The following is a 14,714-nucleotide window of genomic DNA, read 5'->3' on the forward strand; positions in this document are numbered from 1 at the left end:
TAAATGACTGAAAATTAAGAACAATAATCTTTGAAAGAGGTGGGGCATACACATAACAAAAAAGGGATTGTTTAAGAAAGGGGGATAAGAAATGGTCTTGTTTGGTTATCCACTTGAAACAATTTATTTATATGGATTTATTATTGCTACTATACTCACTGTTATTTATATCTTCTTTGGAGATATATTTGAATCGATATTTAGTTTTGGGGGCGGATCTGTATCCGTTGTTACTTTATTACTTAGTTTCTTCGCCATGTTATGTGGGCTTAGTTATATAGGAGAGTACTTATTTTCCTTTAATAGTATTACTATTTTCGGGGCTGCATTTGCTATATCTTTTATCGGTGTTTTCATCATGAAAATACTAATTTTAAAACCGATTGCAGAAGCAGAACAAAATACCGTACAACGTATGGATGAATTTATCGGTTGCAAAGGAGAAGTCATTACGACAATTCCTACAGAAGGATTTGGTGAAGTATTAATTTTATCCCAATTTGGAAGTAATGCAATCCCAGCTAAAACTGTTGGAAAAAAAGATATTTCGCAAGGAACAGAGGTTATTATCGAGGGAGTCCAAGATGGTGTTTTACTTGTACAAAACATCGCTTATTCTTTAAAAAAACCAAAATTATAAGGGGGAATTTACATGACGATTCCATTAATTATCGGTGGAGTTTTACTGGCAATTTTAATTCTACTCATTTTAGTATTCATTACGAAGTATCGTACGGTTGGTCCAGATGAAGCGTTAATTGTTACAGGGAACTGGCTTGGTGGAGGAAAGAATGTTGTTACCACGGATGATGGAAAGAAGATTAAGATTATCCGCGGGGGCGGTACTTTCGTAGTTCCAATTATGCAAAGAGCAGAGCCTTTAAGCCTATTAAACTACAAATTAGAAGTTGGTACACGTGATACGTATACGAAGCAAGGTGTTCCAGTTACAGTAAATGGTGTTTCTATTATTAAAGTAGGTTCTACAATTGAAGAAGTATCTACTGCAGCTGAGCAATATTTAGGAAAAGAAACAGAAGAGTTAAAAGTAGAAGCAAAAGAGGTTTTAGAAGGTCACTTACGTGCAATCTTATCTTCTATGACAGTAGAGGATGCGTATAGTAATAGAGAGCAATTTGCTCAAAAGGTACATGAAGTAGCTTCTACAGATTTAAAGAAGATGGGACTTCGCATTGTTTCTTTCACAATTAAAGAAATAATGGATAAAAACGGATACTTAGATGCGCTTGGTCAGCCGCAAATTGCGACAGTTAAGCGTGATGCAACAATTGCAAATGCAGAGCGTGAAAAAGAAGCACGTATTGAAAAAGCACGTGCTGAAAAAGAGGCAAAAGAAGCAGAATATCAACGTGATGCACAAATCGCTGAAGCTGAAAAACATAAAGAATTAAAAGTACAGTCCTATAAGAGAGAACAAGAGCAAGCACGTGCAGATGCGGATCTTTCTTACGAATTACAACAAGCGAAAGCACAACAAGGTGTTACAGAAGAGCAAATGCGCGTTAAAATCATTGAGCGTGAAAAGCAAATCGAGTTAGAAGAAAAAGAGATTGCGCGTCGTGAAAAGCAATACGATGCAGAAGTTAAGAAAAAAGCAGATGCAGATCGTTATGCTGTTGAGCAATCAGCAGAAGCAGAAAAAGTAAAACAAATTAAAAAGGCAGATGCGGATCAATATAAGATTGAAGCTGAAGCGAGAGCTCGTGCGGAAGAAGTACGTGTGGAAGGTTTAGCGAAGGCGGAAATCGAAAAAGCGCAAGGTCAAGCGAAAGCGGAAGTACAAAAAGCGCAAGGTACAGCAGAAGCAGATGTTATTAGATTAAAAGGTTTAGCAGAAGCAGAAGCGAAACAAAAAATTGCTGAAGCATTTGAATTATATGGTCAAGCGGCAATTATGGATATGGTTCTTAAAATGCTTCCAAGTTATGCGAAGGAAGTTGCAAGTCCGCTTAGTAATATTGATAAAATCACAGTTGTCGATACAGGCGGCGGTGGTAAAAATAGCGGGGCCGGAAAAGTTGCGGGCTATGCGACTGATTTAATGGCAACGATGCAAGAAACGTTAAAGGCTTCTTCTGGAATTGACTTAAAAGAGCTATTAGAAGGATTTGCAGGAAAAGGAGCAGTGCAACAATTATCAAGTGATAAACCTGTTGTATCTGTAGTAGAAGATAAGAAAAAAGAAGTAGAAAAAGATAAAGAATAATAAGGTGGAAAGAACCTCTAGTAAGTGAAATACTAGAGGTTCTCCTATGAATTATAATATTTCGAATAATATACATTTTTATACATTGTTTTAATTATTTAATTTATATAGAATGAAAAAGATATGTATCAATTCTTTAGATGTATAAAAAGATAGAGAGTCTCATTGATACATTTAAATCGTATTATTTTTATAGAAAGATTAAATGTTAATTAATTACATTTAAAACGGTATGGAGGGGTAGAAGTATGTTTCAAGGGAAATTAAGGAGTAGTAGTTTAAAAACAAAGTTACTTGTATCATTTATTATTATTTTAATTCTTCCAAGTATTGTAATTGGTTGGACGTCTTATCAACAGGCGAAGACGAATTTTAATGAAACGATTTTAAACTCGGCGAAAGATAATATAAAAATTTTGGATAATGTAATTAATAAAGAATTGGATAGTAAAAAAGTAGATGCAACTTATTTTACGAAATTATTCACACAATCAAGTTACCAAGCAGATCAAATTCAAAACATACAAAATAAACTAGAAGAATACAATAAACTGCATCCAGAAATGGAAGCAATCTATACAGGATCTAGTAATGGACAGTTCATTCAATCACCAGCTATTCAGATGCCAGATGGATATAATCCTACAGAAAGAGATTGGTATAAAGAGGCCGTGAAGAAAAGTGGAGAGGTAATTGTAACTGCTCCATATAAGTCAAAAACGACAGGGAATATTGTTATTACACTAGCAAAACAAAACGAGGATAAAAGTGGAGTTCTTGGGATTGACTTAATCATTAATAATATTGTTACTACTTCCAAGATGGTTAATATTGGTAAGGAAGGATATGTAGCGATATTTGATCAAGATAAAAATGTAGTAGCGCACCCGAAAATGAAGCCAGGAGAGAAATTAGAAGAGAAACTTAGTAAAGAATTGTATAAACAGGAAGCTGGGGATTTTCATTATTCATTAGATGGTGAAGATCGCAATATCACTTTTAAAACGAATAAGAAAACTGGGTGGAAAATAGCAGGAATTATGCCTTCCAAAGAAATTATCGAAGCGGCTGAACCTATTTTCTATAAAACAGTAACTGTTCTTGGAATTTCACTAATAATCGGTGGGATTGTAATTTACTTCATAATTGCGTCTATTATTAAACCGTTAAAACAACTTGTCATATCATCGAAGAAGATTAGTGAAGGTGATTTAACAGAATCAATTACAGTTCATTCTAAAGATGAAATTGGACAGCTAGGAGAAAGTTTTAACGAGATGGCTGCATCGTTACAAAGTGTCATTTCCAATATAAACACTTCAGCAAGTCATGTAGCGGCATCTTCAGAAGAATTAACAGCTAGTATGAAGCAGACAAGCGAAGCAACGGAACAAATTACACAGGCGATAGAGCAAGTATCAAGTGGTGCAGAAATACAAACGAAAGAAGTTGAAGAAGGAGCAACATTGTTAGAAGAAGTTACAGAAGGAATTCAGCGTGTTGCAGATAGTTCTTCATTAGTATCTACAGCCTCTATGTATACGAAGAAAAAAGCTGAAAATGGTGGGAAGTTAGTTGAACAAACTGTGAATCAAATGCAATTAATTCATGAGTCTGTTTCACAGTCAGACAAAATCATTGGTTTGTTAGACGATAAGTCGAAACAAATTGGAGCAATCCTTGAAGTGATTCAACATATTGCAGAACAGACAAATTTATTAGCGTTAAATGCGGCAATTGAGGCTGCGAGAGCTGGAGAGCAAGGAAGAGGATTTGCAATTGTAGCAGATGAAGTGCGAAAGCTAGCAGAACAATCAGGACAGTCTTCTACGGAAATTGGGAAACTAGTGAAAGAGATTCAATTTGATATAAAAGAAACAGTAAGCTCTATGAATCAAGTTGGAGCAGAAGTACAATCAGGACTTGTAGTTGCAAATGAAACGAAGCAAAGCTTTGCCGAAATATTGAAGTCTACAAATGATACAGTTGTACAAATTGATAGCATGGTAGATGTAGCAAAACAAATGACGGTAGATGCAAAACAAGTAAGTGCATCTATTAATGAAATTGCAGCCACAATTGAAGAAAATGCAGCAAGCGTTCAAAATATTGCTGGTTCTTCAGAAGAACAATTAGCTTCAGTAGATGAAATAAATGCAGCAGCAGTCCATTTATCACAAATGGCAGAAGAATTACAAGAGATGATTAGTAAGTTTAAAGTGTAATAACAAATATTAAGAAACGAGGTAATAATTTTACTTCGTTTCTTTTTTTATGAAGAGAAAAAGAAAGAAATATAGAGTAACCGTGTTATGATTAAGTATAATTAAAGAGACTGTATATTCTTTAAATTCTATCTTTAATCATGTTAGGGGAATGGTTTTGAAATTAAAAAAATTAAAACTCCAACCGAGAATTACATTAACTATTAGTACACTTATTTTAGTGGTACTTCTGCTAACGAGTTATTTATTTTATTACATATTATCTGAAACGGTAGAAGAGCAAATTGGGAAACGGGCTTTGCATGTTGCGAAAACAGTTGCCGCGATACCAGAAATTCAGGAAGCTTTTCAAAAAGAAAATCCAGCTTCTATTATTCAGCCAATCGCAGAAAAAATTCGAATGGATACAGAGGCTGACTTCATTGTAGTTGGAAACAAAGAGGGGATTCGTTATGCGCATCCTGAGCGAGATAAAATAGGAGAAAAAATGGTTGGCGGAGATAATAAAGGCGTTTTATTAGAAGGAAAATCATATGTTTCGAAAGCAACTGGATCATTAGGCCCTTCATTACGCGGAAAAGTTCCAATCCGTAATCAGGAAAATGAAATCATTGGTGTGGTGTCTGTTGGATTTTCAATGGCTGATATTCATGGAGCGGTAGAAGTGTATGGAAAGCGTGTATTTTGGATTACAATAATAGGGCTATTAATTGGAGTAATCGGCTCTATATATTTAGCGGCAAGTATAAAAAGAATGATGTTCGGGATGGAACCAGAAGAAATTTCATCTTTATATGAAGAGCATAGTACAGTGATTCAATCTGTACGTGAAGGGATTATTGTAATCGATAAAAATGGCATGATTAGTTTAGTCAATCAAGCAGCTTATGATATTCTTTCGCTAGATAAACAACAAAATATTATTGGGGAATTTATTTTAAATGTAATTCCTAATTCAACGATACTAGATGTACTTCAAACTGGTGAAGAACAGTTTGATCGCCAATTAAATATAAAAGGACAGGCTGTTATTGCGAACCGTCTACCTATTAAAGTAAAGAATAAAGTAACTGGCGTTGTATCGAGCTTACGTTTGAAATCTGAAATGGATCAGTTAACAGCAGAATTATCTCAGACGAAGCAATATACAGAGGCATTACGAGCGCAAGCGCACGAATATAATAATTTATTGTATACGCTTTCAGGTCTTATTCAATTAGAATCATACGAAGATGCTTTAGAGCTTATTCATAAGGAAACAGCGGTATATCAAGATTTTGTTCAATTTATTATGAAGCGGATTCAAAATCCATGGCTAGGTGGAATTTTAATTGGATTTTATAATAGAGCACGAGAGTTGAAGATTGATTTTATGCTAGATAGAGAAAGTGGTTTAGAAAAATTAAGTCCACATATTGAGAGTAATTATGTCGTTTCTATTTTAGGAAATTTAATTACGAATGCATTTGAAGCAATTGAAAAAAATGAAGAGAATGATAAGAAAGTAAGGATGTTTGTAACTGATATTGGAGAAGAAATATTAATTGAAGTGGAAGATTCAGGGCAAGGGATTCATGATGAAATAATTACTAGCATATTCTATAAAGGCTTTTCGACGAAAGAAGGAGGAGAGCGAGGATATGGATTAGCAAAAGTGAAAGAGTTAGTAGAAGATTTAAATGGAAGTATTGCAATTGAAAAAGGGGATTTAGGTGGTGCGTTATTTATTATTGCACTACCGAAAGAGAGAGGCGAATAGTAATGGATGAGGAGATTGAAGTATTAATTGTAGAAGATGATATTCGGATTGCTGACATTCATCGTCGTTTTACTGAGAAAATTGAGGGATTTAAAGTAATTGGAACGGCAACGACTGGAGAACAAGCGAAAGAATGGCTAGAGCTTGTGAAGCCACAGCTTGTTTTATTAGATGTGTACTTACCTGATATGCAAGGAACGGAACTTGTCACATATATTAGGCATCATTTGCACGATACAGATATTATTATGATAACAGCGGCATCGGAAACAGATGTAGTGAGGCACGCCCTGCGGGGCGGAGTAACAGATTATATCGTAAAGCCACTAATGTTTGACCGATTTAAAGCAAGTCTGGAAGGCTATCAAAAAAAGATTATACAGTTAAAGAAAAATAATCAATTATCTACGGAGCAAATTGAATATTTATGGTCTCAAAGAGGGGTGAAGGGAGATCAAATAGAATATGCCCCGAAAGGGATAGATCCTTTAACTTTAGCGAAAATAAAAAAGCATATGTTAACAGTTAATGAAGAAGGGATTACAGCAGAGGTGCTAAGTTCAATGGTAGGCGTAAGCCGATCAACTGCAAGGCGTTATTTAGAGTATTTGATATCTGGGAAGAAAGTCCACGCAGAGCTAATATATGGAAGTGTTGGGAGACCCGAGAGACGTTATTTTCTTGTTTCTTCATAATAAAAAACAGTAGAGGATTTTATTCCTTCTACTGTTTTTTTGCATCTTATATTGGAATAATCCCAATTACAATTCCGGTAATTAACATAACCATTGTCGTTCCAACGGCCCACAATAAAGTGAAGCGTTGATGTTCACCGAAATCAACTTTTGCCATTCCGACCAATAAATAAGTGGAAGCGACAAGAGGACTTAATAAGTGAACGGGTTGCCCAAGTAAGGAAGCACGTCCCATTTCAGCTGCACTAATTCCGTAAGTAGCAGCAGCTTTCGTCAAAATAGGTAATACCCCGAAGTAAAATGCATCATTAGACATGAAAAATGTGAATGGCATACTGAGAAGTGCTGTAATAATTGGCAATTGTGGTCCAAGTACATCTGGTATAAGAGTTACTACACTGTTAGCCATTGCATCTACCATTTTTGTTCCAGATAAAATACCAGTGAAAATACCGGCAGCAAATACGAGAGAAACAACTGCTAATACATTCCCAGCATGAGAAGCAATACGTTCTTTCTGTTGCTCTAAGTTTGGATAGTTAATCATAACAGCGATAGCAAAAGCGACTGTAAATAAAACAGGTAATGGCATAACTTCTAGTATGAGACAGACAAGTAATGTGGCGGTTAATAAAAAGTTAATCCATAGAAGTTTAGGGCGTTTATGCACTGCTGCTTCGACAGTTGCAGCTTGCTCATCCATTGTTTGCATTTGTTTTAAATACTGTACATCCATAATTCCTAAACGTTTTCTTTCTTTTTTTCCAAGATAGTAGGCAACAAAAACAACCCAAATTGCACCAGCAATCATTCCTGGAATAAGAGGTGTAAATAATTCGGAAGCCTCAAGTCCAAGTGCGCTCATAACACGAGCTGTGGGTCCACCCCAAGGTGTAAGATTTGTTACCCCTGCCCCTAACATAACAACTCCAGCTAATATGAGGGGGTTCATTCCAAGGCGCTTATATAGTGGATACATTGCGGAAACTGTAATCATGTATGTTGTTGTACCATCACCATCTAGAGAAACGATAATAGTTAATATAGCCGTTCCGACAACGATTTTTAAAGGATCTCCTTTTACAAATTTTAAAATCTTACTAATGACAGGATCGAATAAACCGCTATCAATCATAATCCCAAAATATAAAATAGCGAACATAAGCATAATACCAGTAGGTGCTAATTTTTGGATCCCCTCTAACATCATAGGCCCCATATTGGCATAGAATCCGCCAATTAATGCAAAAACACTCGGGATTAATATTAATGCTACTAGCGCTGACATACGTTTCGTCATAATTAAAAACATAAAGACAAATACCATCGCAAATCCAAGTAGTGCTAACATGTAATTTCCCCCTCAAAAGAATGATTGCGCTTTCAAAATAGAATAAAAATTCAGAAAAAGGTTTTTTATTTATAATAAAAGCATCTATTCAAATGGTAAATAATTTGAAAAATAACATCATTAGAAGCATAATTTTTATTTTGTTCATTTTGTTCACGGTAGTTAATTTGAATTTTTAAAAAGTAAGCTGCTTCTCGTAAGAATGGTAGAATAAGATGAAAATAGTGAAGTGTGAAATAGGGAGTAGATGTTATATGAAAACGAGAATTGAAGAGATTTATAGCTCTTATGAAGGAAAAGTAGAGGAGATTTTTATTAATGAATCTTCTTACGTATATGAATGGGAAAAATTACTGATGATCCGAAAAAATGACGGTGAGCTTAAAAAAATTGCAGTCGGGATTAGTGGAAATATAAGATTGGTAAATGTAGAAGTTGGACAGGAAATTAGTGCGGATACATTATTAGTTAAATTAGAAGATGATTTGTTAATTACAGGTTGCGAGTGATGAGAGATGTGTAGAAATAACTACACATCTTTTTTTGTTTCCTATATTACAAAAAGCACATTGTTTTTTCACAAATCTCACACAACCTTTTGGTATTCTTTTCGTGGAGTATACGGTTTCTAGGGAGGAATATTGATGAAAGTAAAATATGTCGTACTTGCTATATGTTTATGTTTCGTATTTACGGTAGTCGGGTGTGGGAAAAAGGAAACAGCAGCTGTTGCCATTGATGAGAAACATGATAAATGTGATATTTGCCAAATTGGGGTAACAGATAATCAATTTGCAACAGAAATTATTTTAGAAAATGGAAAAGCGTTAAAGTTTGATGATATCGGTTGTATGTATAAATGGATGGAGATCAACTCAGATGAAAAGACGAAAGAGAAATTTGTCCGAGATTATGATTCGAAAGATTGGATTTCGTTAGAAGACGCTACTTACGTATATGATAAAACAATAACGACACCGATGGCTTATAATGTCATTTCATTTAAAAATAAAAAAGATGCAGAGAGTTTTGTATCTAACTATAAGGGGAAAGTTCTTTCGTATAAAGAGCTAGCAGAGCATAAATGGGAAATGAATAAAGAGATGATGGGGAAACCGAAAGCAGGAAATCATGGTGGACATCATTAATAGAAAAAGACAACTATGTAGTTGTCTTTTTCTATTATTACTCAGGTGCAAATATAGAAAAGGTGTAAAATTTTTAGCAGAACGGTTACAATGGAATATAGTAACCTAAAGCAATCATTTATGTACTTTTTAGAAATGTATACAAATGCGGTAAAAACGTGCTAAACTAATTGCTTCATAATGTTAATGATGGGGCCATCAGGCGTATCATTTCAATAGGTTGAGAAACATAGTATAAGCTTAAGATAATCCGATTAAAGAAGGAATCTAAAGGGCTTATGGATAAATGTACTCAAGAAGAGTTATTGTATGTGATGGAGGAATGGTTAAGAAAACATTATCTTTCATAGGAGCTGTAGTTGTGAGAAAACAAAAAATTTTATTATGTATTTTATTAGGACTTTTAATGACGGTAGTGGCTTGCGATAAGCAAGAAGAACCAGAATCGAAACCGGTTCATGTGAAAAATGAGAAGAAAAAAGAGAAGCATAAAGAACAGGAAGAATCTAAAGAAGAGAAAAGTATAAATTTAATGGACAAACAGTTGTTACTTTCAGCTACTCTTGGAGACACAGAGACAGCTATGAAGTTGATTCAGGATGGAGCGAATATAAACGTAGAAGGTGACAACGGAGAAACGCCTGTCCTTGCAGCGACGTACCAAAATCATGTAGAGACAGTTAAAGCATTAATTGGTGCAGGTGCTAATATTGAAATTAAAGATGAGAAAAAAAGTAATCCACTTCTTTATGCAAGTAGAGAAGGATATACGGATATTGTAAAAGTATTAATTAATGCAGGAGTTAATACGAAAGAAACGACTAGGTCAGGTGGGACAGCACTTATTTCTGCATCTGAGCGTGGCCATGTAGAGGTTGTTAAAGAATTATTAGAGCATACAGATATTGATGTGAATTATAAAAATGAACGTGGTGGAACAGCGTTATTAGAAGCAATTGTATTAGGAAATGGTAGTGAAAACCATAAGAAAGTAATTCAATTACTTATTGATCACGGTGCAGATGTAAACATGGCTAACAAGGAACATCTGACGCCACTGCAATACGCTGAAAAAAGAGGTTTTAAAGATATTGTAAATATGTTGAGGGTAGCTGGAGCGAATGAAGTAGTACAGCCACAACAACCAGTAGAGTAAAAAACGAAAAATAATCCCATTTAGATAGACAGAATGAAGAAATCAGTTAGTATGATGGATTCAGTAATGTGTATTTGAATGGGATTTTTATTTTGAACATGAAAAATAGATTATGAATGGATGGTAAATGGAGTAAATAAGGAGGCAACCTTATTTGGCAATTGTAAAAAATGAAAAAGTAGTTTCTGTTTGTTGCAGTGCCAGAAGTACGCCCGTAGCTGCTGAGGCAAGTGTGGAAACTTTAGCGGAGTTTCAAGGGAACGGATATGGTACTGATGTTGTTACAGCCTGGGCCATATCAATACAAGAGAAAAGGCGCATTCCACTTTATAGTACTGCTTGGGATAACTTTAGTTTGCAAGCAGTGGCAAGCAAACTAAAAATCATTAACTATGGAATGAATTTACATATTGATTGAATTTTAAGTATTGTTTCGTTCTATTTATTTATATTTTAATATCTAGATTAATGTAAATAATGATATGGTGAATATTAACATTCGATTAACACCTAATTAACAATCTATCAAAACTGACTTAATAAATGCGTAATATAGTAAAGGTAACAAAATAACTAGGGTAGAGAACATTTGAGAACACCCACTTACATATAATGTGCCACTTTCTTAGGTGTGCTCTATTCCCTAGAGTTCAAATAAGGAGAAAGGCGTTCTATGTAAGTAGGTGTTTTTAGTTTGGATAAAAATAGAACAGTTAGGTGGAATAAATGTTTAAATAACCTTATATTGCGATGATAAAGGATTGGAAAGGATACAAAGCATACAAAAAATTGCCGAAAACAGTTTTTCTTATGACTGGTTCAATGCTGGAATTACCAGAGCGTGTATATGAATTACAGAAACATGGACATGATGTATTTCTTCATTGTGATTTTATACAAGGCTTAAATACGAATACAGAGGAAGCGCTTTTGTATATTCAAGATGTTATCGGGGCACAAGGTATTATTTCAACAAAGGGTTCAACAATTCGAAATGCTAATAAAATTGGATTGAAAACAATTCAACGTATTTTTATTGTAGATACTTTATCTCTTACTAAATCAATTGAAAATTGTAAAACGACTAAACCAAATGCAGTAGAGATTATGCCGGGGATTATGCCTTCTATGATTAAGCAGCTAGTAGAGGAAATAGAGTTTCCTATTATTGCAGGAGGGCTGATTCAAACGCGAGAAGATGCGGAAATTGCAATTCGTGCAGGAGCAAGTGCGATTTCAACAAGTCATTATGAAGTATGGATACAAGAAGAAAAAAGGAGTGCAACCTTGTGATTGAATTGAAAAATGTTTCAAAGGTATATAAAAATGCAGAAGAGACAGCGGTTAAAGGCATATCGGTTCATATTAAGAAGGGTGAATTTTTTGTTTTAGTTGGACCTTCGGGATGCGGGAAAAGCACATTATTACGAATGATCGCTGGCTTAGAAGAGATTTCTTCAGGAGATTTAATTATTAATGAACGTGTTGCAAATGATCTAGAGCCGAAAGACCGTAATCTATCAATGGTATTTCAAAATTATGCATTATATCCACACTTATCTGTAGAAGAAAATATTTTATTTGGACTTAAGGTAAGAAAAGTACAAAAAGAAGAGCGACAAAAGCGATTAATGGAAGCTATTGAAATGGTAGGACTGAAAGAGTATGTGAAAATGAAACCAGGCCAATTATCAGGCGGACAAAGACAGCGTGTTGCACTTGCCAGGGCAATTGTGAGTCAAGCGCCAATCTGTTTAATGGATGAACCACTTTCGAATTTGGATGCGAAATTACGTGCGCAAATGAGAATTGAAATTAGAGAAATTCAGCAGCGATTAGGAATTACGATGATTTACGTTACCCACGATCAAATAGAAGCGATGACTATGGGTGATCGTATCATGGTTTTAAATAAAGGAAGTATACAGCAAGTTGGAACACCACTTAACATATATAACGAACCAGCAAACGAATTTGTTGCAAGCTTTATAGGTTCTCCTTCTATGAATATAAATGATGGGGAAGTAAATAAAGAAAAAGGTGTATTACATATAGGACAATTGCAAATTCCATTATCTATTAGACAGTTAAAGCAATTACCAGAAGGAACAATTCGCATAGGCATGCGCCCTGAGCATATTGCACTGTCTGAGGAGGGACAAGAAGTGACGTTGCAATCTGTAGAAGTATTAGGGAATGAATCTATATTGAACTTTGCGGTAAATGGAACAACTTGGAGTGCGAAAGTTATCGGACAGTTACTCCTGAACAAAGGTGACAAAGTAAAATTATTATTCTCGCAAGAAAAGTTATGCTTCTTTAACGAAAACACGAATGAACGCTTAAAAGTGGTAGCTGAAGAAGAGTTGAAAGTGGTGGCGAAATAATGATCGAAGTAAGTAAGTTACCAGTTCAAACAAAGGTGTCAAAAAAGAAAAAATTATGGGAGAGAACGAAAGATTTAAGAATAGGATTATTGTTTTTGGCGCCATCTATTTTGCTATTTTCGATTTTTCTGTTCTATCCATTGTTTAGGACGATTTATTATAGTTTTTATTTAACCGATATACATGGAGAAGCTAATCTTTTCGTTGGCTTAGAAAATTATCAATATTTATTCTCTGATCCAGCCTTCTACAAAAGTATAAAATCAACTTTATTATTTGTTTTATATACAGTTCCTACGAGTATTATATTTGCTTTGTTTCTTGCATTGATTGCAAATGGAAAGGTAAGAGGTATTGGGTTATTCCGAGTTCTGTTTTCTTCGACGATGGGAATATCAGTAGCTGCTAGTGCAGTGATTTGGCTATTTTTATTTCATCCAAGTGTAGGATTATTTAATAATATATTAGCCTCTATGAACCTTCCTGCAATCGCATGGTTAACGAGTCCGGACTGGGCACTATTCTCTGTATCAGTTACAACAGTTTGGGTGAATACAGGTTTTGCATTTTTAGTTATATTAGGTGGTTTACAAAATATTGATACGTCTTTATATGAGAGTGCATCTATAGATGGTGCTAGTTATTTATATAAGCTTCGCCGTGTTACATTACCGATGCTATCACCAACTTTATTCTTTATTGTAACAGTAACATTAATTAGTGCGTTCCAAAGCTTTGGACAAATTGATATTTTAACGCACGGTGGACCAAATGATGCAACGAATTTAATTGTGTACTCGATTTACAAAGAGGCGTTTGTGAATCATCAATTTGGAACAGCAAGTGCACAAGCGATGGTATTATTTGTTTTCATTTTCGTTGCTACATTACTTCAATTTAAGTTTGCTGAGAGAAAGGTGCATTATAAATGATTGTTAAACAGTGGAAACAAAATTTCCTATTATACATGCTACTCATTATTAGTGCAGTGATGGTATTTTTTCCTGTACTGTATGCATTTTTAATAAGCTTTATGACACCAGACGATATTCAAATGAGAAGGTTATTTCCGACCCAGTTTACTTTTGATAATTTCATTAATATTTTTCAAAAAGTACCGCTTTTTACATACTTATATAACAGTTTAATTGTATCGACAGTCGTTATGATTGGACAACTTATCGTATCAAGTTTAGCAGCTTATGCTTTTGTTTTTCTTCAGTTTAAAGGGAGAAACTTAATTTTCTTCCTGTTTATTTCAACGATGCTTATTCCGTGGGAAGCAACGATGGTGCCTAACTTTTTAACGATTCAAAACTTTGGCTGGATCAATAGTTTCGCCGGGATGACAGTGCCGTTTTTTGCAACAGCTTTCGGTATTTTCTTGTTACGTCAACATTTTATGACACTCCCGAATGAACTGAAAGAAGCTGCTTTTATTGAAGGGATTGGAAATATAAGATTTTTATTCAGCGTTGTAATACCGTATTGTAAAACGAGTTTTATTACGCTTGGAGTATATAGCTTTTTAACAACATGGAATATGTATTTATGGCCACTTTTAGTGACCACTGATGAAAAAGTAAGAACAGTGCAAATCGGTGTAAAGCAGCTTCAGTCTCAAGAAGTTGCAACTGATTGGGGAAGCGTAATGGCCGGTGTTACGGTTATCGTTATTCCAACATTGATTTTACTATTTTTAGGGCAAAAGCAATTACAACAAGGATTAACAAAAGGTGCAATTAAATAACTAAGAGAAGGTGAGA

Annotated in this window: 13 protein-coding genes and 2 pseudogenes; 14 read left to right on the plus strand and 1 reads right to left on the minus strand. The window is 34.7% G+C overall.

Translation table 11 applies throughout. The annotated features are described in order from the left end of the window. The first annotated feature begins 91 nt into the window (after positions 1-91). The 6 genes and pseudogenes from GD442_RS02830 to GD442_RS02850 all read left to right on the plus strand — a co-directional run bounded on the left by GD442_RS02830 (position 92) and on the right by GD442_RS02850 (position 6,906). The gene (locus tag GD442_RS02830) at positions 92-640 is read left to right on the plus strand and encodes an NfeD family protein (protein ID WP_000242445.1); all 549 of its coding nucleotides are present in this window, start codon (positions 92-94) and stop codon (positions 638-640) included. 12 nt (positions 641-652) lie between these two features. After that, a complete protein-coding gene (locus GD442_RS02835) occupies positions 653-2,227 on the plus strand; it encodes a flotillin lipid rafts scaffold protein FloT (protein WP_000155021.1) in 1,575 nt (524 codons plus the stop codon). A gap of 248 nt (positions 2,228-2,475) precedes the next feature. Further along, positions 2,476-3,510 (plus strand): annotated as a pseudogene (locus GD442_RS28450) (HAMP domain-containing protein); the annotation flags it as partial. Between the two features lie 81 nt (positions 3,511-3,591). After that, on the plus strand, positions 3,592-4,452 hold the full coding sequence (locus GD442_RS28455; protein ID WP_370622813.1) for a methyl-accepting chemotaxis protein: 861 nt from the start codon (positions 3,592-3,594) through the stop codon (positions 4,450-4,452). 151 nt (positions 4,453-4,603) lie between these two features. Further along, positions 4,604-6,211 (plus strand): ATP-binding protein, encoded by a 1,608-nt coding sequence (locus tag GD442_RS02845; protein ID WP_002025277.1) that lies wholly within the window; start codon positions 4,604-4,606, stop codon positions 6,209-6,211. 2 nt (positions 6,212-6,213) lie between these two features. Further along, positions 6,214-6,906: a response regulator gene (locus GD442_RS02850; protein ID WP_086407848.1), complete on the plus strand. Its 693-nt coding sequence runs from the start codon at positions 6,214-6,216 to the stop codon at positions 6,904-6,906. Positions 6,907-6,952: 46 nt separating this feature from the next. Here GD442_RS02850 and GD442_RS02855 read toward each other — a convergent pair whose 3' ends face one another. Further along, positions 6,953-8,257 carry a CitMHS family transporter gene (locus GD442_RS02855; RefSeq protein ID WP_086407847.1) on the minus strand — a complete coding sequence of 435 codons (1,305 nt, stop codon included), beginning with the start codon at positions 8,255-8,257 and terminating at the stop codon, positions 6,953-6,955. A 254-nt stretch (positions 8,258-8,511) separates the two neighbouring features. Between GD442_RS02855 and GD442_RS02860 the strand changes: the two genes are divergently transcribed. The 8 genes and pseudogenes from GD442_RS02860 (at position 8,512) to GD442_RS02895 (ending at position 14,698) form a co-directional block, all read left to right on the plus strand. Next, positions 8,512-8,766, plus strand: coding sequence for a hypothetical protein (locus GD442_RS02860; RefSeq protein WP_000857376.1), 255 nt, complete (start codon positions 8,512-8,514; stop codon positions 8,764-8,766). A gap of 135 nt (positions 8,767-8,901) precedes the next feature. Beyond that, positions 8,902-9,405 (plus strand): nitrous oxide reductase accessory protein NosL, encoded by a 504-nt coding sequence (locus tag GD442_RS02865; RefSeq protein ID WP_000865665.1) that lies wholly within the window; start codon positions 8,902-8,904, stop codon positions 9,403-9,405. Positions 9,406-9,691: 286 nt separating this feature from the next. Continuing rightward, positions 9,692-10,561, plus strand: a complete 870-nt coding sequence (locus GD442_RS02870) for an ankyrin repeat domain-containing protein (RefSeq protein ID WP_000287336.1) — start codon at positions 9,692-9,694, stop codon at positions 10,559-10,561. Positions 10,562-10,703: 142 nt separating this feature from the next. After that, positions 10,704-10,979: pseudogene (locus tag GD442_RS02875) on the plus strand (GNAT family N-acetyltransferase); the annotation flags it as partial. A 332-nt stretch (positions 10,980-11,311) separates the two neighbouring features. Continuing rightward, on the plus strand, positions 11,312-11,854 hold the full coding sequence (locus tag GD442_RS02880) for a glycerol-3-phosphate responsive antiterminator (RefSeq protein WP_071740684.1): 543 nt from the start codon (positions 11,312-11,314) through the stop codon (positions 11,852-11,854). After that, the gene (locus tag GD442_RS02885; RefSeq protein ID WP_000571372.1) at positions 11,851-12,948 is read left to right on the plus strand and encodes an ABC transporter ATP-binding protein; all 1,098 of its coding nucleotides are present in this window, start codon (positions 11,851-11,853) and stop codon (positions 12,946-12,948) included. The genes GD442_RS02880 and GD442_RS02885 overlap by 4 nt, the downstream gene beginning before the upstream one ends. Then, positions 12,948-13,880, plus strand: coding sequence for a carbohydrate ABC transporter permease (locus GD442_RS02890; protein ID WP_000573797.1), 933 nt, complete (start codon positions 12,948-12,950; stop codon positions 13,878-13,880). The genes GD442_RS02885 and GD442_RS02890 overlap by 1 nt, the downstream gene beginning before the upstream one ends. Beyond that, positions 13,877-14,698, plus strand: a complete 822-nt coding sequence (locus GD442_RS02895) for a carbohydrate ABC transporter permease (RefSeq protein WP_000635946.1) — start codon at positions 13,877-13,879, stop codon at positions 14,696-14,698. Before GD442_RS02890 ends, GD442_RS02895 begins: the two co-directional genes overlap by 4 nt. The last annotated feature ends 16 nt before the right edge of the window (positions 14,699-14,714 follow it).

This window comes from Bacillus sp. A260 (assembly GCF_009861435.1).
Lineage (GTDB): Bacteria > Bacillota > Bacilli > Bacillales > Bacillaceae_G > Bacillus_A > Bacillus_A cereus.